Origin of the sequence: Halobacillus trueperi, assembly GCF_003386945.1 — a bacterium.
In the GTDB taxonomy this organism is placed as follows: Bacteria; Bacillota; Bacilli; order Bacillales; family Halobacillaceae; genus Halobacillus; species Halobacillus aidingensis.
In genome coordinates this window covers 26,682-53,368 of the sequence record NZ_QUAE01000014.1, presented here as the reverse complement: position 1 = coordinate 53,368, position 26,687 = coordinate 26,682, and the positions used below count along the sequence as shown (strand labels likewise).

Annotated in this window: 32 protein-coding genes and 1 pseudogene; 31 read left to right on the top strand and 2 right to left on the bottom strand. The window is 35.2% G+C overall.

Annotation, left to right across the window (positions count from 1 at the left end; translation table 11 throughout):
- Positions 1-378 precede the first annotated feature (378 nt).
- From DYE48_RS15100 to DYE48_RS15005, 20 genes and pseudogenes are all read left to right on the top strand, one after another.
- Entirely contained in the window at positions 379-906 is a 528-nt protein-coding gene (locus tag DYE48_RS15100) for a hypothetical protein (RefSeq protein ID WP_115824350.1), read from the top strand.
- 145 nt (positions 907-1,051) lie between these two features.
- Positions 1,052-1,894 carry a nucleotidyltransferase domain-containing protein gene (locus tag DYE48_RS15095; protein WP_115824349.1) on the top strand — a complete coding sequence of 281 codons (843 nt, stop codon included), beginning with the start codon at positions 1,052-1,054 and terminating at the stop codon, positions 1,892-1,894.
- A gap of 170 nt (positions 1,895-2,064) precedes the next feature.
- The gene (locus DYE48_RS15090; RefSeq protein WP_115824344.1) at positions 2,065-2,283 is read left to right on the top strand and encodes a hypothetical protein; all 219 of its coding nucleotides are present in this window, start codon (positions 2,065-2,067) and stop codon (positions 2,281-2,283) included.
- 46 nt (positions 2,284-2,329) lie between these two features.
- On the top strand, positions 2,330-2,701 hold the full coding sequence (locus DYE48_RS15085) for a DJ-1/PfpI family protein (protein ID WP_115824348.1): 372 nt from the start codon (positions 2,330-2,332) through the stop codon (positions 2,699-2,701).
- Positions 2,702-3,086: 385 nt separating this feature from the next.
- A complete protein-coding gene (locus DYE48_RS21430) occupies positions 3,087-4,334 on the top strand; it encodes a GIY-YIG nuclease family protein (RefSeq protein WP_244199447.1) in 1,248 nt (415 codons plus the stop codon).
- Between the two features lie 177 nt (positions 4,335-4,511).
- Positions 4,512-5,060: an NUDIX hydrolase gene (locus DYE48_RS15070; RefSeq protein WP_115824346.1), complete on the top strand. Its 549-nt coding sequence runs from the start codon at positions 4,512-4,514 to the stop codon at positions 5,058-5,060.
- Positions 5,061-5,133: 73 nt separating this feature from the next.
- Positions 5,134-5,799 carry a hypothetical protein gene (locus DYE48_RS15065; RefSeq protein WP_244199446.1) on the top strand — a complete coding sequence of 222 codons (666 nt, stop codon included), beginning with the start codon at positions 5,134-5,136 and terminating at the stop codon, positions 5,797-5,799.
- Positions 5,800-6,016: 217 nt separating this feature from the next.
- Positions 6,017-6,691 (top strand): annotated as a pseudogene (locus DYE48_RS15060) (HAD hydrolase-like protein); the annotation flags it as partial.
- 166 nt (positions 6,692-6,857) lie between these two features.
- The gene (locus DYE48_RS15055; protein ID WP_115824344.1) at positions 6,858-7,076 is read left to right on the top strand and encodes a hypothetical protein; all 219 of its coding nucleotides are present in this window, start codon (positions 6,858-6,860) and stop codon (positions 7,074-7,076) included.
- A gap of 423 nt (positions 7,077-7,499) precedes the next feature.
- Entirely contained in the window at positions 7,500-7,820 is a 321-nt protein-coding gene (locus DYE48_RS15050; protein WP_115824343.1) for a YqfO family protein, read from the top strand.
- Positions 7,821-7,912: 92 nt separating this feature from the next.
- Positions 7,913-8,257, top strand: coding sequence for a hypothetical protein (locus DYE48_RS15045; protein ID WP_115824342.1), 345 nt, complete (start codon positions 7,913-7,915; stop codon positions 8,255-8,257).
- A gap of 113 nt (positions 8,258-8,370) precedes the next feature.
- A complete protein-coding gene (locus tag DYE48_RS15040) occupies positions 8,371-9,132 on the top strand; it encodes a phosphotransferase family protein (protein ID WP_115824341.1) in 762 nt (253 codons plus the stop codon).
- A gap of 149 nt (positions 9,133-9,281) precedes the next feature.
- On the top strand, positions 9,282-9,713 hold the full coding sequence (locus tag DYE48_RS15035) for a cytidine deaminase (RefSeq protein ID WP_115824340.1): 432 nt from the start codon (positions 9,282-9,284) through the stop codon (positions 9,711-9,713).
- A gap of 141 nt (positions 9,714-9,854) precedes the next feature.
- Positions 9,855-10,265 (top strand): NUDIX hydrolase, encoded by a 411-nt coding sequence (locus tag DYE48_RS15030; RefSeq protein ID WP_115824339.1) that lies wholly within the window; start codon positions 9,855-9,857, stop codon positions 10,263-10,265.
- Positions 10,266-10,303: 38 nt separating this feature from the next.
- Positions 10,304-10,696, top strand: a complete 393-nt coding sequence (locus DYE48_RS15025; RefSeq protein WP_115824338.1) for a GNAT family N-acetyltransferase — start codon at positions 10,304-10,306, stop codon at positions 10,694-10,696.
- Between the two features lie 331 nt (positions 10,697-11,027).
- The gene (locus DYE48_RS15020) at positions 11,028-11,345 is read left to right on the top strand and encodes an ArsR/SmtB family transcription factor (protein ID WP_115824337.1); all 318 of its coding nucleotides are present in this window, start codon (positions 11,028-11,030) and stop codon (positions 11,343-11,345) included.
- A gap of 271 nt (positions 11,346-11,616) precedes the next feature.
- Complete coding sequence (locus tag DYE48_RS15015; protein WP_115824336.1) at positions 11,617-12,486, top strand: permease; 870 nt, start codon at positions 11,617-11,619, stop codon at positions 12,484-12,486.
- 16 nt (positions 12,487-12,502) lie between these two features.
- Positions 12,503-12,631 (top strand): hypothetical protein, encoded by a 129-nt coding sequence (locus tag DYE48_RS21495; protein ID WP_279629302.1) that lies wholly within the window; start codon positions 12,503-12,505, stop codon positions 12,629-12,631.
- Positions 12,632-13,209: 578 nt separating this feature from the next.
- The gene (locus DYE48_RS15010) at positions 13,210-14,463 is read left to right on the top strand and encodes an aminopeptidase (RefSeq protein WP_115824335.1); all 1,254 of its coding nucleotides are present in this window, start codon (positions 13,210-13,212) and stop codon (positions 14,461-14,463) included.
- A gap of 815 nt (positions 14,464-15,278) precedes the next feature.
- Positions 15,279-16,184 (top strand): helix-turn-helix domain-containing protein, encoded by a 906-nt coding sequence (locus DYE48_RS15005; protein ID WP_167449520.1) that lies wholly within the window; start codon positions 15,279-15,281, stop codon positions 16,182-16,184.
- A 42-nt stretch (positions 16,185-16,226) separates the two neighbouring features.
- Here the strand turns inward: DYE48_RS15005 and DYE48_RS15000 are convergent, their stop codons facing one another.
- Positions 16,227-17,222, bottom strand: coding sequence for a JmjC domain-containing protein (locus DYE48_RS15000; RefSeq protein WP_115824333.1), 996 nt, complete (start codon positions 17,220-17,222; stop codon positions 16,227-16,229).
- 600 nt (positions 17,223-17,822) lie between these two features.
- Between DYE48_RS15000 and DYE48_RS14995 the strand changes: the two genes are divergently transcribed.
- The 6 genes from DYE48_RS14995 (at position 17,823) to DYE48_RS14970 (ending at position 23,431) form a co-directional block, all read left to right on the top strand.
- Positions 17,823-18,536 (top strand): class I SAM-dependent methyltransferase, encoded by a 714-nt coding sequence (locus DYE48_RS14995; protein WP_115824332.1) that lies wholly within the window; start codon positions 17,823-17,825, stop codon positions 18,534-18,536.
- A gap of 9 nt (positions 18,537-18,545) precedes the next feature.
- Positions 18,546-18,809: a PqqD family protein gene (locus DYE48_RS14990; protein ID WP_115824331.1), complete on the top strand. Its 264-nt coding sequence runs from the start codon at positions 18,546-18,548 to the stop codon at positions 18,807-18,809.
- Positions 18,810-18,815: 6 nt separating this feature from the next.
- On the top strand, positions 18,816-19,289 hold the full coding sequence (locus DYE48_RS14985) for a hypothetical protein (RefSeq protein ID WP_115824330.1): 474 nt from the start codon (positions 18,816-18,818) through the stop codon (positions 19,287-19,289).
- Positions 19,290-19,305: 16 nt separating this feature from the next.
- On the top strand, positions 19,306-21,537 hold the full coding sequence (gene asnB, locus DYE48_RS14980; protein WP_115824329.1) for an asparagine synthase (glutamine-hydrolyzing): 2,232 nt from the start codon (positions 19,306-19,308) through the stop codon (positions 21,535-21,537).
- The gene (locus tag DYE48_RS14975) at positions 21,537-22,724 is read left to right on the top strand and encodes an MFS transporter (RefSeq protein WP_115824328.1); all 1,188 of its coding nucleotides are present in this window, start codon (positions 21,537-21,539) and stop codon (positions 22,722-22,724) included. The genes asnB and DYE48_RS14975 overlap by 1 nt, the downstream gene beginning before the upstream one ends.
- A gap of 227 nt (positions 22,725-22,951) precedes the next feature.
- Positions 22,952-23,431 (top strand): GNAT family N-acetyltransferase, encoded by a 480-nt coding sequence (locus tag DYE48_RS14970; RefSeq protein ID WP_115824327.1) that lies wholly within the window; start codon positions 22,952-22,954, stop codon positions 23,429-23,431.
- A gap of 112 nt (positions 23,432-23,543) precedes the next feature.
- Here DYE48_RS14970 and DYE48_RS14965 read toward each other — a convergent pair whose 3' ends face one another.
- Entirely contained in the window at positions 23,544-23,966 is a 423-nt protein-coding gene (locus tag DYE48_RS14965) for a helix-turn-helix domain-containing protein (protein ID WP_115824326.1), read from the bottom strand.
- Positions 23,967-24,156: 190 nt separating this feature from the next.
- On the opposite strand from DYE48_RS14965, the gene DYE48_RS14960 reads away from it, so the two are divergent.
- The 5 genes from DYE48_RS14960 (at position 24,157) to DYE48_RS14940 (ending at position 26,589) form a co-directional block, all read left to right on the top strand.
- Positions 24,157-24,387, top strand: coding sequence for a helix-turn-helix transcriptional regulator (locus tag DYE48_RS14960; protein ID WP_035546713.1), 231 nt, complete (start codon positions 24,157-24,159; stop codon positions 24,385-24,387).
- Complete coding sequence (locus DYE48_RS14955; protein WP_008590613.1) at positions 24,388-24,711, top strand: hypothetical protein; 324 nt, start codon at positions 24,388-24,390, stop codon at positions 24,709-24,711.
- 99 nt (positions 24,712-24,810) lie between these two features.
- Positions 24,811-25,302: a helix-turn-helix domain-containing protein gene (locus tag DYE48_RS14950; RefSeq protein ID WP_115824325.1), complete on the top strand. Its 492-nt coding sequence runs from the start codon at positions 24,811-24,813 to the stop codon at positions 25,300-25,302.
- A gap of 11 nt (positions 25,303-25,313) precedes the next feature.
- Positions 25,314-26,336, top strand: coding sequence for a DnaD domain-containing protein (locus tag DYE48_RS14945; RefSeq protein ID WP_115824324.1), 1,023 nt, complete (start codon positions 25,314-25,316; stop codon positions 26,334-26,336).
- Positions 26,337-26,355: 19 nt separating this feature from the next.
- Positions 26,356-26,589 carry a hypothetical protein gene (locus DYE48_RS14940; RefSeq protein ID WP_035551829.1) on the top strand — a complete coding sequence of 78 codons (234 nt, stop codon included), beginning with the start codon at positions 26,356-26,358 and terminating at the stop codon, positions 26,587-26,589.
- The last annotated feature ends 98 nt before the right edge of the window (positions 26,590-26,687 follow it).

The following is a 26,687-nucleotide window of genomic DNA, read 5'->3' as shown; positions in this document are numbered from 1 at the left end:
ACACTGTACATTACTCCACAATATACTGCGAAATAGATAATTAAAATTAGTAGGGAGTTAACCCTTTCACTTAGAAATGGTAATAGAATAATTAGAAGTGCTAATAAAATCATTCCTGCTCTTTTTTGATGCTTGTTCATCTTATTTATACTAAACACTATTTTCTCCTCCTTAAACTGAAACATTAATGGATGTCAATTATACATTTTGTTATGTATTTCTTATTACCTTCTGTTTATAAGCATAAACGAAGAAGAGAAAGTTTAGCGAAACTAGGAATGTCTTGAATTCGAGTCTTCCAGTATAGGGGGGCTTTAATGCAGATAAGACCTATAATGCCCATAGATATTTGGAAGCTATTCTGTAAGAGGTGAATTTATGAAGAAAATATTTTGGATCTTCGCTCTAATTTTCCTTGTATATATTATGGTCACTCAATTAAAAGAGGTTTTTAATGATAATGATGTAGCTTACAGTTCCTTAACTGATAAAGAAATAACTGAATTCCTATCCAAACAAAACTTTGAACCTTCACTTATAGAAAGCATTAATAATGAGACAGTTATTATCTTTGAAAAGGTAGATTCCTGGGGGTTCTATTCTTTAATGATGCAAGACAACGAGGGGATTTTATCCAATAAAAATGTGTTAGATTCCTCTGGTAGTCCAATACAAACAGCGGGCAAAAAACAGCCTAATAGTTACCTTATAATTAAGATTAGTGAAAACTTATCTAAAAACGGTGACAGTATTGTAGCAATAGGTGAAAATGGATCTGAACAGAGGCAAGTAATTACGAAGAATCAAATTTTCTATTTTTCTAATTGGGAAGACAATGAGGAGTTAAAAAACATTAAAATCTTAGATGAACAAAATGACACAATCAGCAATATGAGAGACATATAGAACTTCCCAAAATATTTCTTAATTTATCTTGAATTCAAGTCTTCTGCTATTGGGTCAAATCTTGAATAAGACTTGCCTTCTTTATAAGTGAAACCTGATTTTTTTAATAATTACAATTAAAATTAGAAATGGGGATCAATAAGGTATGGCTGAAATTAAAAGAATGGGATCTTTATGTTCATTAGACGAAAATGGCTATATCATAAACCAGTCAAATCACAATAAAATCAATAATAAATTTCAAGAAGTTATCCGACTTATAAATGAAAGCTGTATTTCTGCTTTACCAAAGGAAATTCACAGCATTTACATAAGAGGTTCTGTGCCAAGAGGGTTAGACATTGAAGGTGTATCGGATGTGGACGTAATAATCGTCACCTATTCCAATCCTGAAGAGCTTGACCTTGATTGGGTAGAGGGAACAGAAAAATTTATTGATCAGAAATTCTCTTTTATTAACGGTGTAGAATTAGGATTCAGCCCTTTAAGTGAGGTAGAGGAGTCACAATATTGCTCCATGATTCCTTTTATTCTAAAAACCTATGGTATTTGTGTTTATGGCGATAACTTAATAAGCAAGCTCCCTGATTATAAACCCAACAGCTCCTTGGCGAATGAACACCTCATCCACTTAACATCTCTGATTGATAAAGCCAAGCATGATTTAATAGGAAATGAGGACATTGAGGACATTAAAGATTGTTGTTCATGGATCATGAGAATTGTTGTGAGGGCTGGTGGTGCGCTTGTTATTGTTCAAGAACAGTCGTATACAAGAGATTTATTCCCAGCCTATGAACTATTTTCGAAGCATTATCCTGAAAAAGAGCAAGAGATGAGAACAGCCCTTTGGTACGCAATCAATCCCTTATCAAGCCCAGAAGAAATATTGAAATTCTTGGATCACTTTGGAAATTGGATAGAGAAGGAAACAGAAAAGTGGCTCGACGTTTATAATCCAACAAGGGCAATGCACCTACCACTTTGATAATATAATTACTGTTTCTATTTTATATAAATTGAGTTGTAAAAAATAAAATTATCTCGAATTCAAGTCTTCTGCAAACGGGGGCGATTGTTCAATATGGACGCTCCCTTTTTACTAATGGAGCAGGTTTGTGAGAATGGATAAAAGGATATTTATAGGGAGGTTTAGGGGTGTTTTGGTGGATAATAGGTTTTTTAAACATTGTTTTGGCGGTTGTTGAACTAATAGTAGCCTTTAAAAATGAAGATAAGCATTTATCCTGGATTCATGTTATGTATAGTTTGATGTTTATTTCATATAGCTTTTCTGCATTTAACCAAAATCTTCTGTATGGAATTCCTGGTTTAATTATTGGCTTATACGCTATTTTTCTTAAATTCAGAAATTGAAGAAGGAAAAATAGGTTACTATTTCAATAACGGACGGACGCAATTCATGAATATACCTATTATAGAAAAGGCAACTGAACTGTTAGAATGTGGAGCAATTGTTGCTGCAATTTGCGGTGCTACAACTGTACTCGCCGAAGCTGGTGTATTTAATAAACGTGTACATACTAGCAACAGTCTTTATTATCTCAAGATGGTAAGCCCGAGTTATAAAGGAGGATCCTATTATAGAGATGTTAAAGCTATTTCGGACCAAAACTTGATAACAGCTAGTTCTGCAGGTGCGCTGCCATTCGCTCAAATTATACTAGCTAAGTTAGATGTGTTCTCTGAGGAGACCCTTGAGGCGTGGTATAGCTACTTTAATACGGGTGACCCTAAATATTTCTACGATTTAATGCAGACACTGCCTTCTTAATTGGGAAGTTTTATCTTTTCATTATCGATATCTCGAAATCAAGTCTTATAGAAACGGGGGCATTTCTTGAAGAAATATTTACATGCAATAGACGAAGAGGTCGATAAAAGGATTGACAATATCTTGACTTTCATCGGAATATTTTCAGTTTTGATTGGTTCTAAAATATTAAATAAACCTTTTGTTTATGGGATGATTCTTGTAATGTTACTTCTTCTAGTAAGGATTGGGTGGGACCTGATCTATCCAAGATCAAGAGAACAAAAACGGTATACCGTACCTATATGGAATCCTTTATTGATCATAATGATTTCCTCGAAATCAAGTCTTACATAAACGGGGGCATTAGTTTAATAATATTAAGAAGTAAAAAGGGGATGTCTAAATGAGATTGCTCAATGATATTGGTGAATTACTAAATCGAAAAAAAGAAAATAGACCACCTAAACATGATAACGATGTAGGTTTAGGTGTGAATTTCAATATTTCCTCTGATGAAAACTATGGGATCTCTATTTCTTCATCCCCTGTGGGCGTTTCTACTGGTAGTACAGTCACGGATTTTTATGTGTATGAATGGTTTATTAAAAATACTGGCGAAATATTCTATGTCGGAAAAGGGCGTGGCAACCGTTATAAAACGTTCCACGAACGAGCATATGAAGCTGAAAAAATTCGTGAAATGTTTGATACTTCATATCGTTTTGTTGGAATTGGATTAACCGAAGACCAAGCAATAGAGTTAGAGAGTAAAGAAATGTCACGGATATTAAATGAAACAAACGACAGACTAACAAATCGCATAATACCACTCTTCTCTAAAAGAGGTAACGGATATGACCGTAGCCCTGAAACCCCTGAATTGCAATTTGAAACTGCTCCAACTCTATATGCAAGTGAGATAGAAGAACATTATTTTGGAGTGAAATCACGTTCATTTGATAAAGTTAGGTCCGAAAACTTAAAAGCGGTAGCATTTATTAATAGAAATATAAGGGATGAAGTCAATGTTATTTATGATGGGAAATTAGACAAGTATCAAGATGAAACAAGGTTATTATTGTCCACAAACGGGATTAAAATAATTAAAAGCAAATATGCAAAATCTGTTACTGCTTGGATATATATTGGTGACGATTACGTCACAAATTATGAGAATGACCAAAAGCAAGCATTAGAGAAGCTGGGACGGCACATACCAACTTATCATTTAATTGATTTGTGGAAGTTTTTAAAAGAAAAGTTTGGTGAAGTTAAAACAGACTCAAAAGATAAGATCTTGATTAACCCAGTCCACAATAGAGTTCCACTTAAAGAAATAATGAATCTTTACGATTGGGAAAAAGGGTTTGATGAAGGGATGCTGCATTGGGAAGAAGGCGATCAGGAACGAAAAGCTGGCAATCTTGAAAGAGCAATTGAGTTATTTGATATAGCACGATACCACGGCTACAATGCACCTGCATTATATAAATCATATGCAATGGCATATCGAAAACTCAAAGACTATGACAATGAAGTTGCAGTCATTAATGAAGCGATTGAACGTGAAGATAGCGTAAACAACACAACTATTAGAGAATTAAAGGAACGTCGAGAAAAAGCTCTCGCATTAAAACAAAAGCGAAATTGAGATGCTTTGAGAAAATTACACATAACATATCTTGATTTCGAGTCTTCAAGTAAAGGGGGCGATTATTCAATAAGAATAGTCGCCTTTTTTAATTAAAAATTTGACAGAAAGTTAGAAACTTCAACTCGAAACAAACCCTTTTATGTTATAATTTGGAAAATAGACGAGGAGAATATTATGAACAAGTGGGTAACATTACAATCAGAGTATTTACATAAAAGTGCCTTCGGTAATATTAGAAAAGATTGTTGTGAACTACCGGATGGTCGAGTGATTGATGATTATTTCGTTAATGAATATTCTGACTGGGTAAATGGGGTGATCATAACTAAGGAAAAACAAATGGTACTAGTGGAACAATATCGTCATGCAGCGGAAGATTTCTTTTTAGAAATTCCAGCCGGAAAAAAGGAAAGTAATGAAACTCATGAGGAAGGACTGATTAGAGAAGTTAGAGAGGAAACAGGATATGTTTCTTCAATAAAACCTGTGTTGTTAGGTGAATTTATGGTCAATCCAGCAACACAAAATAACAAAGTGAAAACCTATTTAATTCAAGAAGCAACCAAAGTAACTACGCAGACTCTAGATGAAACTGAAGAAATCGGGGTACATTTATACGATTTTAATAATTTTGGAGTGTTAATAACAACTAACAAAGTGAAAACTCAGTTGTTTACAGCACATGCCTATTTTATGGCGAAAAATCAATTAATAAACCTCTAAAACCAATTCATGAAAGGTTCTATTTTAAGCTCATTATTCTAAATTTAATATGTTTCTGAGAGGAGTTCTCTGTATGATGGATAATTTTGGTAAAAAATTCAATAGTAACACTTTCATACTCATACTTATTTTATTGCTCGTAGGGTGTTCAAGTAGTGCTAACGGTAAGTCAGAAGCGCAATTAGATAAATCTGGTAATAATGATGTTTCAGATTCCAAAGATATTGATCAGACAAAAGAAAACAGTGAAATTGAGGATGAGGAATATCAATCGGAATCTACTACAGATTTAGATAAATCGGCAGATAAAGGTTCTAAGAAAACTACGACTACAGAAACCTCAAATCCTGAAGATGATTTATTGAATACATATTCTTCTGAGGAGATTGAATATGCTCGAATATGGTGGCAACTTGGAGAAATGAGACAAGTTGATGAATTGAATATAAAACATATACCAGCTGGTACTCCGATTAATTCTGATGATGAAACTAGTGCTAACTATCCAGAAGGTGTTATCCAACTAGCAGGGAGTCGATTGGTAGAAGGATCCGTTACATATAGTGGAAATGGAGATGGAACAATTAATGTATATAAGGTTCCCTTACGATGGGATGGTAAATACCCTGCTGGAAAAGATTTTTACGAAGATATTATTGAAAATACAGAACTAGTTCAAGTTGATCCAACAATAAATGAAGGAATTATAGAATTGATAAAAGTTCAAAATATCCGGTAACCATTATGCTATATCATAAGATGGTATTGGTGAAAAAGGTCGTATTGTAACGATGATTATACTAATAACACTTCGACTTCAAGTCTTAAAGTAACAGGGGCGATTGTTCAATATAGACGATCGCTATTTTACTAACGTGGCAGGATAGTCAACAAGAGGTTGTTTTTGAGTTATGATATTCCAAGGATAAAAACGGTAAGCGTTTAAGGATTTTAAAAAGGGAGAGAAAATAATGGCACAATCACTAATCTTTGATATGGATGGAACACTATTTCAAACAGACAAGATACTTGAATTATCACTAGATGATGCTTTTAAGCGTTTACGATCACTAAATAAATGGAATGAGGAAACCCCTATTGGTAAATACCGTGAAATTATGGGGGTTCCTTTACCGAAAGTATGGGAGACTTTGTTACCTAATCATTCCGTTGAGGAAAGAGAACAAATGGATACTTATTTCCTAGATAGACTAATTGAAAATATAAGCAGTGGTAAAGGTGCTTTATATCCTAACGTAAAAGAAGTTTTTAGTTACTTAAAAGAGAATGATTTTTCAATATACATAGCAAGTAATGGTTTAACGGAATATTTAAAAGCGATTGTCAGTTATTATCATTTGGATGAATGGGTTACGGAAACATTCAGTATCCAACAAATAGAATCGTTGAATAAATCGGACTTAGTCCAAAGTATTATAAAAAAATACGGTATCACTAATGGAGCAGTAGTTGGAGACCGACTTTCAGATATAAATGCAGCCAAAGATAATGGTTTAGTTTCAATTGGATGCAACTTTGACTTTGCACGAGAAGATGAACTTTCTCAGGCTGATATGGTCATTGACGATTTGACAGAGCTGCAAACAATATTAACCAAATTAAACAAATAGCTTATTGAACTAAAGGGTGCTTTGATAGTTAGAGATCTATTACAAGGTATCTTGAATTTGAGTCTTAAACTAACGGGGGCGATTTTTCAATATGGACGCTCCCTTTTTTACTAATGGAGCAGGTTTGTGAGAATGGATAAAAGGATATTTATAGGGAGGTTTAGGGGTGTTTTGGTGGATAATAGGTTTTTTAAACATTGTTTTGGCGGTTGTTGAACTAATAGTAGCCTTTAAAAATGAAGATAAGCATTTATCCTGGATTCATGTTATGTATAGTTTGATGTTTATTTCATATAGCTTTTCTGCATTTAACCAAAATCTTCTGTATGGAATTCCTGGTTTAATTATTGGCTTATACGCTATTTTTCTTAAATTCAGAAATTGAAGAAGGAAAAATAGGTTACTATTTCAATAACGGACGCAATTCAAGAATATTTGGAGTATGCCCATTGTTCCGTTATAGGTTGCTTTAGTTAAAGGCCTACTAAAAGATATCTCGAGATCAATTTTTCTGTTCAAGGAGGCGATTATTCAATAAAAATATAATTTGGTGTGGGAATTTCCATTAAAGTGAAAGTATCATTTTATATTGAAGGGGTGTTTAAGAATGGCTCGACTAAAAAGGAATCATCCCTTATAGATTATAAGTATATTGTTTTGGTATTTTTATTCTCTTATATATCTTTATTTTAAATAGGAATATTTGTACTACTAAGTGCTTTAGATAGGGACGTTCTGTTTCAGTATATCTTGAATTCAAGTCTTATAGAAACGGGGGCTTTATTATTATAGAGGAAAGGATATTTTAATGAATTTCAGTTATGTGAAGTTTGAAGTGTTATTACCAGAAGAATACATAGTACCTTTACGTGACCAATTGAACAAAAATAGAGTATTAACTGTTGGAGAGTATGATCATGTGGTTTCTTATACTGAGACCAAAGGGTATTGGAGGCCCCTAGAATCTTCAGACCCTTATTCAGGTGAAAAGAATAAAGTAGCATTTGGGTTAGAGTGCAAAATGGAGTTTAAGTCGCCTTACAAGAGAATAGAGGAGATTAGAAATATTATAAAAAGTATTCATCCATATGAGGAACCTGTAATTAATGTTGTGCCATTAATTACGTAGCTTTTAGAATAATATTTTGATATCGAGTCTTAAAGTATAGGGGGCGAATGCTTAAAAGAGCGATTATAGAATAATTGCAAGGGGTTTGCCTAATGTCTAAAAGCAAGATGACTTTCATTATTGTGATTTTAGCTATTACTTTGATGGGGTGTTCCCAAAATAAAGAAGGAACTTTTCTTCTTGGGAATATAACAGAAATTAACGATAAAAGTGGGAATATGGAAATCGAAATTGAAGGATCGTTTACAGTTGATGATGCAGAATCCTTAACAGAGTTATATGAATTTGAAAAACAACCAAAGTCACTAACTATAAGAGTTTCCAATCCCAAAGAATATGAGGAAGGACAAAAAGTACAGGCAAAAGTTATAAAAAAATATGAAGAAGATGTATGGGATTTAGATAAGTTAGAATTTGAAGTAGAAGAGGTAACTTAGTATATTCATCTATTAGTCCCGTATTAGAAAGTCCTTAAGATATCTCGAAATCAAGTCTTCATGTATCGGGGGCATTAGTTTAATAATATCGAAACCGAAAATAGAGGTGCCATATGAACATAGATGATTTAGGGGATCCATTAGCAGTAGGTAATACAGCAAAGCTTTATCTCTTTGAGAACAAGGTATTTAAAGTATTCAATGACAATTTACCTGAGACTGAATCGATAAATGAAGCTTATAAGCAAGATTATGCTTACTCATGTGGACTTCAGGTTCCAAAGGTATTGGATGTTACTCAATTAAGTGGAAAGCAAGCTATTTTAATGGAGTATATCCCTGGGGAGACAATAGGTGGGCTTATATCACGCAACCCGGATCAAAGAGAATATTATCTGGATATTTCTATAGATATTCAACAAAAAATACATCAATATGAAGGTCCCACTATTGAACTTATGTCTTCAAAATTAAAACGACAAATAGAACATGCACCAAATTTAAATATGAACCTCAAAGCCAAGTTACTAGATAAGTTAGATTCCATGCCCTTTGAGAGTAGACTTTGTCATGGAGACTATCACATATACAATGTGATCATATCTGACAATAGAGCGGCAACTATAGATTGGGTGGATGCAAGTGTTGGAAATATCCGGGCTGATGTATGTAGGACTTATCTTTTATATACTCAGTTTTCGCGCGAGATGGCGGAAATGTATTTGAATATATATTGTAAGAAGAACGGCCTCTCAAAAGCTGAAATCTTAGAATGGGCCCCTATTATTGCTGCAGCCAGGCTTTCTGAAAATGTTCCAACGGAAAGCTCTGATCGACTTCTGAAAATTATCAACCATTATATTGAAGCAAATTAGAGGTGTTTAAGAAGGTTATCTTGAATTCAATTGGTCCACAAACGGGGGCTATTCTGAAATAGGGTTTTGAGTTTTTTAGAAAATAGTAATTGAGTTATTACCTTCATTTTGAAATACTTGTAAGGTGGAAAATTATAGGGGGAATAGTTATGTTAAAGACAAAACCATTGGAAAATAGAGATTTTGATTTGATTAAAGCAGCAGAGAAGGTGATTGAAGATAATTACAGATATGGACGACACCACATTGGTTCTGCGGTTAGAACTAAGACCGGCAATGTTTATTCATCTGTTCACGTAGAGGCAGGCGTTGGAAGAATTACAGTATGTGGAGAGGCTATGGTAATAGGTAAATCTATTTCAGAGGGAGACCACGAATTTGAAACGATTGTTGCTGTTGCTCATCCTCACCCACATGAGGATATAGAAAACTGTTGGGTGGTTGCTCCTTGTGGAATGTGCAGAGAATTAATTAGTGATTATGGTAAAGATACGGACGTTATATTGAAGTATAATGGAGAATTAGTTAAATGTAATTCGTTAGAGCTTTTACCTGAAAAATATACGAGTGATGTAAAGTGATACTACATATTTTCACTTGATAGAGACATAATGTTACCTCAGAATTATCTTGATTTCAAGTCTTCCTGAAACGGGGGCGTTTGTCCTATAAGCAATTATTATTTAGACGGAAACAAATGTATTAAGTAGGAGTGATTTGAAGTGAAACGAGTTGACGTAGCTTATGCCTTTATCTTTAATGAAATTGAACAGAAAGATTTGATGGTGAAGAATAAAAGTAGTGGTTGGTCCCTTCCTGACGGTGCTGTTGAAAAAGGTGAAACATTTGAACAAGCAGCTATGCGAGAAAGTAAGGAAGAAACAAATTTAATAATAAAAACTGAACACATAGTCGCTATAAATGAAGCGTTTTTTGAAAATAAGGGCCATCATGCTCTATTCATTACTTACAAAGCGAAAATTGTAAAAGGTGCTATACAAATAATACATAAAGATGAGGTAGATGATATTAAGTGGATGGATATAAATACCGCAAACCAACTAATGCCTTACCATGATGGTGGAGTAGAAAGTTTGCTGGAATCGTCTGCACCATATACCTTCCAAGGTTAAGAATACTTTTGGGAATCTTAATATGAACGGGTGAAAGTATGGAAATAGAAGTTAAAAGTTATACAGAAAAACCAATAAAAGCAGCTGAACTTAAAAGACTTTATAATGAGGCAGGCTGGTGGGAAAAAAGAAAAGAAGAGGACATAGAGAATATCTTAGAAAGTGAAATATCCGTTGGTGCGTGGGATGGAGATCTTCTTATAGGCTTTGCAAGGGCTGTTTCAGACGGAAAGTTTAGGGCTTATATAGAAGATGTTGTAATACATACAAAATTTCAAAAGTCAGGTATTGGAACGGAAATTGTTTCACGGCTATTAAAAGAGCTTTCTCACATTGATGTCATCAGCCTGTTTTGTGAAGAGGAGTTAATTCCTTTTTACGAAAGAAATAAGTTTAAACACATTAAAGCTCAATGTGTGATGCACAAATAGTCTAAAGATATCTCAGTTTCGAGTATTCAAGTAACGGGGGCTTTACTTCAATAAGGGAAATTAGTTCTTCTTGTCTTCTTGTTAAAGTAACGGTGCAGAAAAGCTAAAGAAAAAGTTGAGTTTCGTGGCTTTTGTAAATGATGAAGCTTTTCTCTCTGGTTCCGGATAAGATGTTTAATTTGTTCAAGTCCTTTTTGCAATCCCAAAGATTGATAAAGAGTGCTGCAATGAATTATTAATCAAAAAAAACTGATTTATCGATTGACTTCTCCTTATGGAAAGTTTATCCTTGTTATACATCAAAAAAAATTGATTTAAAGGAGGCGAGAATATGAAGAAAGAAATAGCGAACAAGGACATTTCATTGGATTCAACATTTCTTACCTATCAAAAAAAATTTAAAGCACTGGCAGACGAAAAGAGGTTGCACATTCTTCATGAAATTACTGAGTCTGGTGAAGTCTGTGTTTGTGATCTATCGGAAAAGCTACATTTACCCCAGTCAAAGCTTTCATACCATTTGAAAATCTTGATGGACGCAGACATAATCCTGAAAGAAACGCGTGGAACTTGGAGTTATTACAAGTTGAATCACTCCGAAATCAACCACCTATTGTCTGAAGAGCTTTGTTGTTTGTTCAGAAGATAAATTTTTTGCACTATATATCAAAAAAAATTGATGAAAGGTGTGTCGAAGGATGAACCCTTATTTACTGAAGATGAACAGAGAACAAATAAAAAAATCTATACACTTTTACCGTCAGCCACCAGATACTCAAACTCAAAAATCCGAAAGAGGAAGATTCTATCCCCATTTGACTGACTTCTTCAAGAGAAAGAGTGAAGAAGCTTGTTGTTGCTGTTGAAGATTCATTCAATATGGGTTTTTAATCAAAAAAGGTTGATGAAGGAGGTGTGTAATGGAGGATATATTAAAAAGCTTTCTGAGTATTGCTCTAGAACTGACATTGCTGTTTGTGGTCGTATCTTTCGCCATCAATTTGCTGCAAGGTTTCATTCCGTATCGACGAATGGAAGAGCTTATGGATAAGAGTCATCCGCTTGTCAGCGCCGTGATTGCCGTTGGTTTTGCTTTTGTGACTCCCTTTTGTTCTTGTTCGACCATTCCAATTGTTGTGAACTTACTACGTAATCGAGTCAGATTTTCGATTGTCATGATTTTCTTATTCGCATCCCCGGTCTTGGACATCACGATCATCACTTTAATGACGGCAATACTCGGTTGGAAGGTATCACTAACATACACCATGGTGACGGTTTTATTTTCCGTCATAATCGGATTCTCTTTAAGCTCACTTGGTTTCCAGAATCAATTGAAGAATGTGATGGTTGATGGGTTTTCATATCCTGAGGCAGGAAAGAGGTTCGATTTTAAATGTGCTCTAGCAGAAACGTTATCATTGATGAAAACCGTTTATCCTTTCCTGATTATCGGAGCAGGAATCGGCTCGATTATTCATGGATCTATTCCGAGTGAATGGATATCTACATATATGGGAGGGGAGAACTGGTGGCTCGTGCCTATTGCGGCTATCATCGGAATCCCTCTGTATATCCGTTTGGCTACGATGATTCCATTGTCTCAAATACTCATCACGAAGGGAATGGCTCTCGGACCTGTAATGGCGCTCATGATTGCTTCAGCTGGCGCAAGCCTACCAGAAATTACTCTTCTCCACAGTATCTTCAAACGAAAACTTGTCATTGCGTTCGTGAGCTCCGTTTTGATGATGTCCACGATTTCCGGTTTCCTATTTTATTTAATATGAAAGGAGATGATCCATTATGGAATGGTTGAAAAAACTGATGGGCTCTAAGAAAGGAAACTCTTGTTGTGAAGTGCAGATCAGAGAAGAGAAAGAAGAACCATCTGAGGTAGAGTCGAACAAGAACTGTTGCAAAGAGAAAAAGTGAATGGTTATGGATATATTTTTTCGTGTAATCATCTCGAAATCAAGTCTTCAAGTAACGGGTGCATTTGTTGAAGATGAGATCGAAATAAGGCCACACATGTTAGACATGTCTAATATGTGTGGTTCTTTTAATACCAAGCGTAACAGCCTTTAACCTAAAATATAACATTGGTTATACCCTTATATTCGCGATAATGATGGAGATGGGATGGTTGGAGAGTAAGCTTATAGGATAGAGAGAATAAATCAAATGAACGTAACAACATCTTCTTCGTTAGACGATTAATACCCATTTGCGAATGTGCCTTTGCAGGTAAAACTCTTTTATCAGAGCCTATCGAAAAGGATACCGCCTCATTAATCTGAAGGGCTATCCTTTTTTTGGATGGATGAAAGGAAAGAAGAACCTTTCCAGGAAATGCGCTGCACTATTCTTTCTGGAGTGCTTCCTTCTTAAATAAATCCTTGTAGTGTCTGGCTTAAAGAATGAGGGTGCATAAAAGGTCTAAAGCATTTGAGTGTAATTACTTTCATCGATTTAACATTCTATCAAGGAAAAAGTTAGGAGCTGAATATGTGATGACGAAAGGAATATATGAGCTTGTTAGTGAAGAACAATTGCAAAAGTATGCCGAACTTGCGGTGCGAATTGGTGTAAATGTACAGAAAAATCAATTTGTGGTTATTCATAGTGACATAAAAAACGCAACTTTTGCTCGTCTTATCCAAACTGCAGCCTATGAAGCGGGGGCTTCAAATGTGGTGATGGACTGGACAGACGAACAGTCTACCCAAGCATTTTATATACATGCCGCTGATGCTGCCATCGATCACTTTCCAGACTGGAAGCATGCCCGCTTTAAGGAATGGGACAATGCGGATGCTGCTTACATCCATGTTATTTCTGAAGATTTCGATGTCTTTAAGGATGTTTCCCCAGAACGGATCAGCCGTTTTCAAAAGGCCTCCCGCACCAAGTTGGAGGAGTATTATGCAAAGATTATGTCCCACGAGGTACGCTGGTGTCTTCTAGCTGTCCCGTCCTTCGCATGGGCCACGAAGGTATTTCCTCAAATAAGTAAAGAAGAAGCCGTGCAATCGTTATGGCAAGCCATCTTACGTGGAGCGCGGGCAGATGGAACAAATCCTATCAAAGACTGGGAAAATCATGACCAAGCCTTCGAGTCTCGGAAAACGTTTCTAAACGATTGCCAGTTTGACACCCTGCATTTTACCAATAGCCGAGGAACGGATTTAGTCGTCGGTATGCCAAACAGTCACGTCTTTATTGGCGGGGGGGTGACAGATAACCAGGGAATCCCTTTCTTTCCGAACATTCCCACAGAGGAGATATTTTCAGCCCCCCATAAAGATGAGGTGAATGGCAAACTCGTAGCCACAAAACCGCTTGTCTATGGAGGAAGTGTCATCGATGATGTCTCCCTCATTTTTGAAGAGGGACGGATTACGGCCTATGATGCCTCCACTGGCCAGGAACCGTTACAAAGTTTGATCGAAACAGACGAAGGCTCCCATTATCTAGGGGAAATTGCCTTGGTCTCTAACCATTCACCACTTGCTAATGCGGATATGCTTTTTTACAACACATTGTTTGATGAAAATACGACCTGCCATATTGGCATCGGCAACGCTTCTCCTTCCAACCTACAACATGGCAACAACCTATCTGGGAAAGCGTTGAAGGAAGCAGGACTGAATACGTCCCTCTTGTTAGTCAATGTTGCCTTTGGTACCGAAGATATGAACGTGGTAGGGATGAAAGAAGACGGAACGGAAGTTTTATTAATGAAAGATGGTGATTTCCAATTCTAATAAAAAGGGTTAAATGGTATCTATGAACGAATTGGTATGAAGTAATTCTCTTCATATAGTTCTAGTTTATTTTAAACTAACATTCTAAAAAGTGAAATTTCGCAAATAGAAAAGGAGAGAAGATGCCAACTACTTCATATCTTCTCTCCTTTTTATTGATTTTACTTTTCAAAAATTTGGAGTCCCAATCAAGCTCTTTACAATATTTTTGAAGAAAATCAAGATACCTGGAAACAACCTAACTTAGATATAAAATATTAGATATCAGAGAGGAATCGGTACTATGAGAGGGTTAACCGAAGGGATTTAATCAGTATGTCTTACATAAAAGGTTCAAAAATAGTCTTTAAGGGATCCTATATTATAGGGGGACTATCTGCTGCTACTTCCGGAGAGAGTGAAGGTTCTGTTTAAAAGACAAAAGAGTGGTAACTGACCGCTCATCATTTGCAGTGGTAAAGTATTGGGGAGGACACATGTTTCAATAATTCCTGCTTCAATCCCCCCAATAATTTTTTAATGCTGATCTGGTAAGTCCTGTTTGCTTATCTCGTCAGCGGATGATTGATGGGTATTATTAGCTTGCAAGAAGCCCCCCAATAAACTTAATCCAAGCACTAAGATTATTAAGACTTTTTTCATAATGGAATCACCTCTATTTATTTTTACAAACCAATATTAGATGAAATCTTTGGAGCAAACAAAACATATTATGGTACAATACACCTGGATAAAGTAGATTTTTGGAAGTTATGAGGGAGTTTTTAACTTTTTTGATACAACTTATGTGTTTATGCATAAGGAGGAATTATGAGATGGAAGAAAAAATCGGAGATAAAATTAAAACCGTAAGAAAATTATATGGGATTTCACAAGAAGCACTAGCTAAAAACATATGTTCTCAATCAGAAGTAAGCAGAATAGAAAGTAATACACATTTGCCCTCGTACTATGTCCTCTTAAGACTAAGCAATAGATTAGGCGTTGATATAAATTACTTTCTTGAGAATGAAGAAGAGAGTCAAAGAAATGATTACCTTCTTGAGGTTAAGTCTCAATTAGCTGAAGCCAGAAGGCAAAGAGATTACTCACTCCTTAAGAACATTGTGGAATTCGAAATAAAAAATCCTCTATTTAAAAAAGGTCCTATAAGAAGTTACTTATTATGGCATAAAGGTATCTATCAGTATCATTTGGATAAGGAATTTGAAAAATCCATAAAAACTCTCTTATCATGTCTTTCACACCAAAACAAAAGCTTATTATTTACTGAACTAGATATTAATCTATTAAACAGCATAGGGATAATCTATAGGAATGAATCATTACTTGAAAAAGCTCTTGAACATTTGGGAAGCGCTTACCAAATGGTTGGTAGGGTTCCATCTATTAGAGACAGAAGGCTTTTTAGTAAGGTCTCATATAATCTTTCTAAAGTGTACACTGACCTAGAGAGGTATGTTGACTCTTTGAAGGTTTGTGAAAAAGGAATCATTGAATGTAAGAAGAATGAAGATATGTTTTTATTTGCGGAATTTCATTATCAAATAGGGCGTAATTATTTTTTCCAATTATCTATAGAGGATGGATTATCTTACTTGGAAAAAGCAAAAACGATCTACAGTTTACAATCAAAAGAACACTTGAAAAGTATAGTAAATGAAGAAATAAACTACTTTAAAGATAACTTTCCTATCAATAAATCGCTTAAACAAAAATGAAAAAAGGACACTAATTGAAAATTAGCGTCCTTTTTTCATTTTTTATTCCTTGTAATCAGTAAGTAATTGCCTGAAAACTAATTGAGTAGTTTGATAGGGGTCAAAATCTTTATCTTGATTATGAAATACTTCTCTAGAGGATAGTCCATTAACAATTTCGCCTAATTGTTCAATCATTTTCTCTAGATTTTTTTTCATTTTTTCCTTATCTGTATCTTGCACAGTATTAAAATTATACGCTAGTTTTCTGAAGTCTTCGTTTTTGACCATTTCTTGTCTAAGGGTACTCAAAAATAAATCCATCCAAGTTGGCTGGCCTAGAGTAATATTTAAGGCAAGGGTCTCTTCATTAGATTCTGTAGAATGCCAGATACCTCTAGGTAAGTACAACATTGTACCAGGTATTAGATCAACTATATCAGCCTCAGGCAATTCTTCTTCTGGATGTAACCCGTCCCAGTAGGAATCTAATTCTTCGGGTAAATAAGGGGCTTCTACTAAATCATAATGTTGAACAGGATAGTTCACATTAACATTGTCTTGCAACTTCCACGTTTTTTTCCCTTTAATCTGGAATATGAAGTTTGTATAAGCATCAAAATGAGCTTTAAAACCACCACCGTTCTTTGCAGCATACACAATAGCTTTAGCCCCTGTGCCTAAAGGTAAATCCAGTTCAGCTTTCAGCTTATCAGCCCACCGTCTCACCTGAGGTATAAATAAGTCCGTAAAGTCTAATTCTAATGCAGCACCCTTCTCATACCATTCTAAGGCTTCAGAAGGCGGTACTAGCATACGATCTGAGATTCCTTCCAATTCCTCGATAACTGCATCTCCAACAACCATTACAGGATTAGAGTATATTTTTAGTGCTTCTTCAATGGAAGTTATTTTCTCAAAACCATTAATTCTTTTAAACCTTTCCAAATTCCCTGGTGATACTAGTGGATTCAGTGGCCAATATTTCTCCTTAAATTCCCTTAATGTGATTGGAGAAATAATTTCTTCTAACATAGACACTTCTGATTTTATAGACATTAAAATCCCTCCCGGTAAATAAAACTAAAGCTTACCCTATACGATTGTTTGGCTTTTGTCTATTACAACGAAAAAATCAAATTTTTTTCTCAGAAGTATTGTTACCCTAAACAGAGTGCTCTCTTCTCTCTTTGTAATTTTTATGCGTTTGCGCATAAGATTAATTATTGACTTAAATTGTCAAAAAATATAATTTATTTATGAAGCGCGGTAGCAAGGGAGAGAGGGGGCTAATCACATGAAAAAAGCTTATAAAAAGCCACGTGTTTTTGAACTGCGTCGTGCAGTCGTTGCAGGAGGTCATTAATTCAAACCTACGGAAATACATAGAGAAAGGGGGTTACTCATATGAAAAAAGCTTATAAAAAGCCACGTGTTTTTGAACTGCGTCGTGCGGTCGTTGCAGGAGGTCATTAATTCAAGCCGACGAAAATACATAGAGAAAGGGGGTTACTTATATGAAAAAAGCTTATAAAAAGCCACGCGTTTTTGAACTGCGTCGTGCAATCGTTGCAGGAGGTCATTAATCAATAATTAAATACAGATTAATAACTAGGCTATCGCGCCTATTATTTCAATAATACAAGCAGGTGAAAAGTAATGATCACATCGGATGAATGTATTCTTTATAAAGAGTTTGTCGATAAGTACCAATCATATTTATATCCATTAATGGGCGCTAATATTAGCAAATATTATAATCCAATGAATGAAGTAATATTGGATATGGGCACAGGTCCTGGTTACTTAAGTATCCAATTAGCAAACCGTACGGGGGCTAGGATACATGCTGTTGATATTAACCCTGCTATGCATTCTATAGCTAAAGATGAAGCAGATAAAGCTGGTTTAGCAGAAAATATCTCTTTTGACATAAACGATGTCCATAACCTTTCATATGATGATAATTACGCTGACTTGATTGTTTCTTATTCATGTCTTCACCACTGGGAAGATGTAGCTCAAGGGTTACGGGAATGTTACCGTGTTCTAAAGCCGAAAGGTAAGATAGTCATTCTAGACACACTTCCAGTCGATAAAAGCCATCTTAAGAATATGAAGCGTAATATCAAGGAAGACGAATATTTTAGATTCGTACAAGAAGCATTTGATGAAAGTTATACTTTTGAAGAAATCGAGCAATTCTTAGAGCAGGCTGAGATAACTGAATACACTCTAGAACCTTTCAAATTCACACCAGAAGATTTCATTGAAGCTATGGATGAACTGGAAGACCAGGAGTCTTTATGGGTAGGAGACCAAGATAAGGAAGAAACCCCTTCAGTTACATGGATCTTAACTATTACTAAATGAGGTGAAAAAATGATTGAAAAAACTTTAATCCTAGAGAAAAACAATGAACAAAAATCACGCAAATATCTAAAGAGTACTATTATTGAGCCTGCCGGAATTACCCTCAATGAACTTGCTTCGGATGTTTATAATAATATTGATGGAAAGAACACTTTAGAGGAAATATGCCAACGTATAACTAGTGAATACAATGTGGAAATGGATGAATGCATTAACGATGTGACTGGCCTAGTAAAAGAACTTATAGAACTAGAAGCGATAAAAGTGAAGTGACTTTTTATGAATATAAAAGAAAACATATCGCTGTTAGAAGGGGAAGAATTAGTTACTGTACGTGCCCACTCAATAGTTAATTACATAGGGATCTTACTATCGTTGGCAAATGAAGTGGGTATGACGCATGATAATTTGGTTGATTGGGTCCAAGGCAAATATGAAGAGAAAGGTTATTACGAACAGTGGTCAAACCTTAGCAATGAATTAAAGGTTGAAAACTTCGTGAAACTTTTTATAAGAGGGAGAAATTTACTTTACGATAAGATCAGCTTCAAAGAAGAAGAAGATATGTACATTGTGATTACTGAAACATGGTATGAAAAACAATTACCTGAGTCCTTCTTCTTTTTTGATATAGACCCTTCGGATTTTGGAAGTTATGCAGCAAATTTAGCTATTCAAAATGCGAAAAAAATAGGAATTAAAATGACAATTGAGAAAGAAGATGGCTTAGAAAAAGCCTACATATTCAAATGATCAGGGAGGGAATGGAGTGTGTGGACTCGCAGGCATAATCAGCCATAATAAAAATAGTTCTAGAGAATTCAGACTAAACATTGTAAGGAATATGATAAATGAAATCGAATACAGAGGCCCAGACGACGAACAATTTTTTGTTAACGATAAAGTTGCATTATTATTTAGACGTTTATCCATTATAGACATAAAAAATGGCTCCCAACCTATCTACAATGAAGATAAATCCATTATTATCGCTGTTAATGGGGAAATATACAATTCTAAAGAATTAATAAGGCAACTAAGATCAAACCACACCTTCAGATCATCTTCTGACTGTGAGGTTTTAGTTCATTTATATGAAGAGAAGGGGATTGCCTTCTTAGATGACTTGGTTGGGATGTATTCAATTGCTCTCTATGATCAGAACGAAAATAAGTTTTTCTTGGCTAGAGACCGATTCGGTATTAAACCTTTATTTTATCATAATTCCCCTGAAGAACTTGTCTTTGGGTCGGAAATAAAAAGTTTATTGAAACATCCTAAATGTCCTAAAGAATTCAACTGGAGAGAGGCACTTACCGACCCATGGATTAGCGGTGCAGGCTCTTCTCATTTGAGTGGTGCCTCTACCTTCTTTAAGGGAATTCACCAAGTGCAAGCAGGTTCATTCATTGAAGTGAATCTCTTTAACAACGAACTTAATGAAGTGCGGTACTGGTGTTTAGAAGAAATTCTACGTTCTGGTTCCGATCGTGCACACGACAAAAAGTATTGGATTGAGGGGTATCACGCGCTATTGGAAGATTCAGTTCAAAAGTGCCTTCAAAGTGATGTACAAGTAGGCTCTTTTTTAAGTGGAGGAATTGACTCTGTAGCAGTTACTGCACTAGCATCCACCCATAAAAATATACCTACATTTACAGTATTAAGCCCCAGCACATATGCGAATGAAGATGCGAAATATGCTCACATGATTTCAAAAGAAATGGGATTAACAAACCATCAAGTCTTATTTCGCCAAGACGACTATTCTATTATTGAACCCGATACTTATAAAAAACTATTGTGGGTTTGTGAAACGCCATACTGTGGTCCCGAACAAGTTTATAAATTCCACTTACATAAATTTGCAAAAAAATTATATCCAAATTTAAAGGTGATTCTGACTGGCCAAGGCAGTGATGAGTTTAATGGGGGATACAGTACAATATTGTCGCCAGCTTACGAAAACGACTGGAAAGGTTTTTTATCATCTCTGGACATGATGGATGAGAATCGTATCTATAGAAATTCTGATACTTCCAATTTAAGAGTGTGGGAGGAGAACCTTGGGATATCACCGATAGCTAAGTCATTTTTAAAAGAGGTTAGTAATGACAAGTTTAAAGGAAGTCCATTGGATTCATATTTACTCACCAAATATAGAGACCTTCAGATGTACAATTGCTGGCATGAAGATCGAGTTGCTGCAGTAAACAACATAGAAAACCGAGTACCTTTTTTAGATCATAGAATTGTAGAGTTTCTAGCAAAAATTCCCGAGGAGCTAAAAAGCGAATTATTATGGGATAAGCAAATCTTGAGAAAGGGTTTAGTTTCTAAAGTAAGAGACGCATATAGATTCCGAGAAAAAGTTCCATTCTTTTATGGTAAAGATGTAAAGTCGACTCACCGAATGATGTATAACCTTTTGAAGGCAAATGACTATCAATTACTTAGTGAATCACTTAGTAGATCAACAGACATCCTTAACCCTGACCATCTTTATTCAATATTTTCATCCATGGATGACGACCCTAGTTTAATGAATTTTGAATTCTTACTAAGAATTGTGAATATGGGGTTATTGTCGAGCATGGCTGCTGAAAACACTCAAAGCTTTCAAAGAGAATCTATTGTCTTAAGCAGTCTAGAAATTGAAGATTGGTCTAGTGAAGAAAGGCTAATAGCTACGGAGTTGGGGATTAAACAAATTAAGATTATTGAAGAAGATGTTTTTGAGTTATCTCCAGGAATAGAAATAATAAAATCCAATGATCAAAAGATGTATATTCTAAATAATGAACAAGTAGAATTCATACTTTTGAGAGAAGACGTAGGACTCTGGTTTGAATTTCTTTTAAAAGTAAATGGTGAAAACACTATGAGTGAGATTCTTAACACCTTAGGTTTAGGGCGGGAAGACATTGAAGATCATTTATTAGAAGCCTTAGAATACAATATTATTTGTGTGAAAGAGGCTTTATTGGAAAGGAACTTGTGATGCGAATATTTTATTCATTTTCGGTTTTACGAGGACTAGCAATGGGGATTTTCTCTCCTATCTGGATAATTTACTTAGTCCATCAGGGATATAGCTTACTTGAAATCGGCTTACTGGGAGCATTATTCGAGATAGCTAAGTTCATTTTTGAAGTACCATCAGGCACTTTTGCAGATCGGTTTGGTATAAAAGTTTCTATAGTCGGTTCATTTCTATTTTCTATTCTTACATGGGGGTTTTTCCCTTTTATAGAATCCTTAATAGTGTGTATTGCAGCACTGGTAGCGTGGGCCCTTTCTGACTCATTGATATCAGGTGCTTATGAAACTTGGATGAGTAGAGTAGCAGGAGAGGAACAATTCGGAAAGGAAATAATGAAAAACACTCAATTAATGATTTTAACAATAATTTTAGGAAGTATATCTAGTGGTTATCTATATACCGTTAACCCCTACCTACCATTTGTCTTGGTAGTAACAGTTTATCTTGTCTTATTTGTGTGGATGTTACTTTTCGTTTCTGTACCTAAGATTGATTTGGAACAGGAGAACACCTCGTTTGTCCATATTCTTAAAAGTAGCCTGAAAATAATGATGAATCAAAGGCGTGTATTTTTGATTGTGATAGCTGGATTTTTCACAGCTTTAGTATATGACACTATTTCCAGGTATTGGCAACCTTATATGGGAGAAATAGGTGTATCTGAAAAAACCCTTGGATACATTTTTGCAGTTGCTGGTGCTATATCGTTTTTATTACTGATGTTAACAATAAGGTTAGAGAAGAAAATAGAGAAGAGTCCGTATAAAGCCCTGACAATAGTCGATGGTTTAGGGATGGTATTATCCATTATCATTGCTACTGGTTTTAGATCAGTCGGGTTAGCTTCAGTAGCTATGGTATTAGCAATGGAAGATATTAGACACCCAATTGAGACAAGTTACTTGAATAAATTTTTCCCTGACTCCTATAAAACTACACTCTTTTCATTGAATGCCGGTGTCGGTGCCCTAGGTGAAATTTCATCAGGTATAATTTTTGGACTAATTGCAGCACAGTTCGGGTTAGCAATAACCTTTGTAGCAGCAGGTTTGTGTATTGCACCTGCCTTAATAATTTATTCAATTGTTCCTAGGTTAAAGGAAAAAACACAAAAAGATACACCGGCGGTGAAAACAGCTAACTAAAGTGTGTTTAAATAATATGAAAGGAGTTAATACAATGACTTCTATCCCAGTGGAGATATTAGAGAGAGAACTAGATCCAGTTATCGGTCCTTCAAACAGTGATACTGGTTACTGAGTTTCACTAAAAAATTTGCAGTACGGAAATTATTATGGATGCATTTTTTAATAAGGCAGACAGACTCTTTTAGATTATGGAAAAAGCAGTAATAACAATTGAGGTGGTCTATTTGAATATAACCGCAATTGAAGAGGTATCAAAAGATAAAGTGAAAAAATTTTTAAATTCGCATTGGGGAAGTCCAGAAATGGTAATTACCAGTGGAATTTATGATTGCAGTACATTAGAGGGCTTTACTGTTATAAATGAAGAAGATGAAATTATTGGCTTAATTACTTACATCATCAGAGATAACGAATGTGAAATTATATCCTTAGATAGTATTGAAGAGGGAAGAGGAATAGGAACATCGTTAGTACAAGCAGTGGAAAGTTTCGCTATTAAGAAAAAGTGTAAACTCGTTAGACTTATCACAACAAACGACAATTTATTAGCGCTAAAGTTCTATCAAAAACGAGGTTTTGTTTTGTCTAAGCTTTTAAGCGATGCAGTTAAGAAGGCCAGAGAAATTAAACCAGAGATCCCCTTTATTGGTAATGATGGTATTCCAATAAGAGATGAAATTGAATTATTGAAAGTTTTAACTTAACGTGTAATCTCGATTTCGAATCTTAAAAGTAAGGGAGAAGATGGAGATTCGTACACTCTATCCTGATTAAACATAAAAGCAGGGACTTCCTATAAGTGAAGTTCCCTGCTTTTTATTTATTTTCTTTTTCTTCAAGTTCTTTAGATTTTTTCACTAAATATTGAAAATAACTTTCTAATTCTCTTATCTGCTCTGGACTCATTGACTTCCACTTTTCCAAGTCAAAAAAAGCTGCATCTTCGATTCCGTATTGGTCCATCAATTTATTCACTTCTTTTATGGAATCAAATTCATTGCTTTTATCCACTTGATGATCTGAAATATCTGATCGGCCCAAAAGGTAATCAGTGGATACATCGAAGAGGTCAGCTATTTTGTTCACAGTATCTAAAGTAGGAATTTTAGTTCCTCTTTCATAAGCTGTGTAAGTTGTTCGAGCTACTCCAATTTGCCTCGCAATATAATCTTGGGTCCAATTTGGATTTTCCTCTTTTTTTATTTGTCGGCATCTTTTCAGCCTGTCTGAAAAATTCATGTTAATACCACCATGCTTTTCACTAGATTATAGTGTGTTATGTATTCATTATAAATGTTTCTCAAAGTAACTTAAAGAAAAGTTCCTAAAAGTGTAAAAGAATTATATGGATATTGTTGACAATGTTACCTAAAGGAACTTATAATACATTGTAAGATGTTCCTTAAAGGAACTTTAGGAGGTGAATAAATTGAGGATGTGGTTAAAAGAGATTCGACTTCAGAAGGATTTAACGCAACAACAAACAGCTATTAAATCAAACATATCGAGAAGCTATTATACCCATATTGAATCAGGAGTTAAAAATCCTACAGTAGAAACAGCCAAGGACATAGCTTTTGCCCTAGAGTTCAAGTGGACAAATTTTTTTGAAAACCAATGTTCCTTAAAGGAACAAAAAACTTATAAGGAGATGTTGTAGATGTTTGAAGCTAAACTGCAACCCGAATCTGATTTTAATAACAAGGTTTATGATATTTTTTATGATATTGCTAAAAAAGCACAAGAAGATGTTCAGAAAGAAATGGAATTACCCTATTTACTTGATCGAACAAAATTAGCTGAGCGTGTGTTTAATGTCAGTGTACAATCTCTTGATGCTCACGTATTAAAGCGCAAGGACTTTCCAAAAGTTCATGTAGGTGGCCGGACACTTTACCCCAAGGATTTAGTCATTACATGGATTAGAAATCATGTTGATGTATCTGATGATATTGCTCCGGAAAGAAACTTTGGTGTTGTTTGACTCTATGAATCTAGTATATACCTCTGAGAAAGCAATCAATGGTACAAATCAATAAGTAAGGAGGGGGAAACTATTAATAAAAGCAAATCAGCGCAGTTAATGAAGGATTTAAGGAAAAACAAAAATAAAACCCAGCAACAGTTAGCTGTAGATATGTTTCAGTCAAGAGAGTATATCTCTAAACAGGAAGGGGGAGAACGGAAGATTCCTCCTGTATCCACTAAATATTTTATTGAGAAGTATAACAATCCTTGGTTAGCACTTGAAGCTGTTAATGAATATGTTGGGTGGGGGATCTCTCGCTTAGAGGGACCGGAAGTAGAAGAGGATGATTTTCTCTTACAACTTCTATTAGAGGAAGAACTACAGAAGGCTATTAATGTATTAGCTAATGTAAATTTAACTGCAAAATTACACGATAAGCACTCTATTAAGATTCATGACATACGGAAATCAGCTGAAATTATGACTGGTGTTATTCATTTCTCTACCCTGTATTTAGCTACTGTTTGTGAAAGATATGAAATCAATTGGCTAAAGCTTTGGAAGAATCATCACCAAACTCTATATTCTAAGAGATTATTAAATTAGGAGGTGAGGTTGTGCAGGGGTGGTTAAAGCTTCATCGTAAAATTCTTCATAGTGAAATTTTCGAAAATGAGAAGTTGTTAAAAGTGTTCATTTATTGTCTGACGAAGGCAAGCCATAAAAGTACAGAATCGAGAGTAGGGAGGCAAAAGGTTACTCTTAAACCTGGACAATTTATATTTGGCCGTAAAAAAGCTGCTTCTGAATTAAGTATGAATGAATCCACCGTTCGTGACTATATAAAAATACTTCAGGAAGACAGTGTCATTAGTATAAATACCACCAACAAATATAGTGTAATAACCGTTGAAAACTGGGGGATTTATCAATCTAACGATGAAGAATACGACAACAAAACAACAGCAGAAAAACAACAAGACGACAACTCCTCGTCATCAGAGAGACAGCAGAAAGACACATACAAGAATGGCAGAGAACTTAAAGAAGTTAAGAATGTAAAAGAATTCATTACTACAACAACTTCTGAACGATTGGATTGTGACAGCATTCAATTTTACCAAAACAACTTTGGGATTATACGTCCTCAAATCTCAGAAGAAATAGTGAAATGGGTTGAAGACCTTGGGGATCCATTAATTGTGGAGGCTATGAAGCGTTCCTTGGACCGAAATAAACCGACATGGGGCTACGTTAAGAGCATCCTTCAATCCTGGATAAATAAAGGGATACGAACAGTAGAACAGGCGGATGCTGAAGAAGTTGAATATAAGAACAAGCAGGCTAATAAAGCTACGTATTCCAAACAATCACAAAGTCAGGAGGTATTACCGGAATGGTTTAAAAACCGTGATGAACAAGAAAAGCATCATATAAATAAAAAACCTAGCATCGAAGATACAGCTCGAACCATTGAGTTAGCGATTAAGCTAAAAAGATCGAGAGAGAATATTCTTGAATCCATTGATGATCGATATAATCTTTCCGAAGAAGATATAGCTTCTATCAGGGATGGTAAATGCTCAGCTATAGACATTTTATTAGAACAATTGAAGCTTAGTGTGGCGGGAGAACCATAAACTTGGGAGGTAAGATAAGGTGAAATCAAATAAAAAGCACTTTGCTTATTATGACATTGCTTCACAAGCTGACAATGTAAAAACCTTTGAAGGAAAAAGATATGATGTGCGTGGTATTTGGGCGGTTGATCGTCATGGTACTACTGAAAAGCTGGCTAGTATCTATTATCGAATTCGAACCGTAAAAGATGATCAATTCAGAACCATTGCTAAACGCAAAAACCCTATGAGTGAGCTGAAACCTGTGAAGTAAATATAACGATTTTAACACGTGCTTAAATAGCACATATTGAACATTGAAAACTATATATCTACGTTAGGAAACTGAAAGGTCATAGAACTTTCCTAACA

Excerpts from the sequence above, each read along its gene's own strand:
- DYE48_RS15100 (WP_115824350.1), top strand. The coding sequence starts at position 379 with ATGAAGAAAATATTTTGGATCTTCGCTCTAATTTTCCTTGTATATATT.
- DYE48_RS15095 (WP_115824349.1), top strand. The coding sequence starts at position 1,052 with ATGGCTGAAATTAAAAGAATGGGATCTTTATGTTCATTAGACGAAAAT.
- DYE48_RS15085 (WP_115824348.1), top strand. The coding sequence starts at position 2,330 with ATGAATATACCTATTATAGAAAAGGCAACTGAACTGTTAGAATGTGGA.
- DYE48_RS21430 (WP_244199447.1), top strand. The coding sequence starts at position 3,087 with ATGAGATTGCTCAATGATATTGGTGAATTACTAAATCGAAAAAAAGAA.
- DYE48_RS15070 (WP_115824346.1), top strand. The coding sequence starts at position 4,512 with ATGAACAAGTGGGTAACATTACAATCAGAGTATTTACATAAAAGTGCC.
- DYE48_RS15065 (WP_244199446.1), top strand. The coding sequence starts at position 5,134 with ATGATGGATAATTTTGGTAAAAAATTCAATAGTAACACTTTCATACTC.
- DYE48_RS15050 (WP_115824343.1), top strand. The coding sequence starts at position 7,500 with ATGAATTTCAGTTATGTGAAGTTTGAAGTGTTATTACCAGAAGAATAC.
- DYE48_RS15045 (WP_115824342.1), top strand. The coding sequence starts at position 7,913 with ATGTCTAAAAGCAAGATGACTTTCATTATTGTGATTTTAGCTATTACT.
- DYE48_RS15040 (WP_115824341.1), top strand. The coding sequence starts at position 8,371 with ATGAACATAGATGATTTAGGGGATCCATTAGCAGTAGGTAATACAGCA.
- DYE48_RS15035 (WP_115824340.1), top strand. The coding sequence starts at position 9,282 with ATGTTAAAGACAAAACCATTGGAAAATAGAGATTTTGATTTGATTAAA.
- DYE48_RS15025 (WP_115824338.1), top strand. The coding sequence starts at position 10,304 with ATGGAAATAGAAGTTAAAAGTTATACAGAAAAACCAATAAAAGCAGCT.
- DYE48_RS15020 (WP_115824337.1), top strand. The coding sequence starts at position 11,028 with ATGAAGAAAGAAATAGCGAACAAGGACATTTCATTGGATTCAACATTT.
- DYE48_RS15015 (WP_115824336.1), top strand. The coding sequence starts at position 11,617 with ATGGAGGATATATTAAAAAGCTTTCTGAGTATTGCTCTAGAACTGACA.
- DYE48_RS21495 (WP_279629302.1), top strand. The coding sequence starts at position 12,503 with ATGGAATGGTTGAAAAAACTGATGGGCTCTAAGAAAGGAAACTCTTGT.
- DYE48_RS15010 (WP_115824335.1), top strand. The coding sequence starts at position 13,210 with ATGACGAAAGGAATATATGAGCTTGTTAGTGAAGAACAATTGCAAAAG.
- DYE48_RS15005 (WP_167449520.1), top strand. The coding sequence starts at position 15,279 with ATGGAAGAAAAAATCGGAGATAAAATTAAAACCGTAAGAAAATTATAT.
- DYE48_RS15000 (WP_115824333.1), bottom strand. The coding sequence starts at position 17,222 with ATGTCTATAAAATCAGAAGTGTCTATGTTAGAAGAAATTATTTCTCCA.
- DYE48_RS14995 (WP_115824332.1), top strand. The coding sequence starts at position 17,823 with ATGATCACATCGGATGAATGTATTCTTTATAAAGAGTTTGTCGATAAG.
- DYE48_RS14990 (WP_115824331.1), top strand. The coding sequence starts at position 18,546 with ATGATTGAAAAAACTTTAATCCTAGAGAAAAACAATGAACAAAAATCA.
- DYE48_RS14985 (WP_115824330.1), top strand. The coding sequence starts at position 18,816 with ATGAATATAAAAGAAAACATATCGCTGTTAGAAGGGGAAGAATTAGTT.
- DYE48_RS14975 (WP_115824328.1), top strand. The coding sequence starts at position 21,537 with ATGCGAATATTTTATTCATTTTCGGTTTTACGAGGACTAGCAATGGGG.
- DYE48_RS14965 (WP_115824326.1), bottom strand. The coding sequence starts at position 23,966 with ATGAATTTTTCAGACAGGCTGAAAAGATGCCGACAAATAAAAAAAGAG.
- DYE48_RS14955 (WP_008590613.1), top strand. The coding sequence starts at position 24,388 with ATGTTTGAAGCTAAACTGCAACCCGAATCTGATTTTAATAACAAGGTT.
- DYE48_RS14950 (WP_115824325.1), top strand. The coding sequence starts at position 24,811 with ATGAAGGATTTAAGGAAAAACAAAAATAAAACCCAGCAACAGTTAGCT.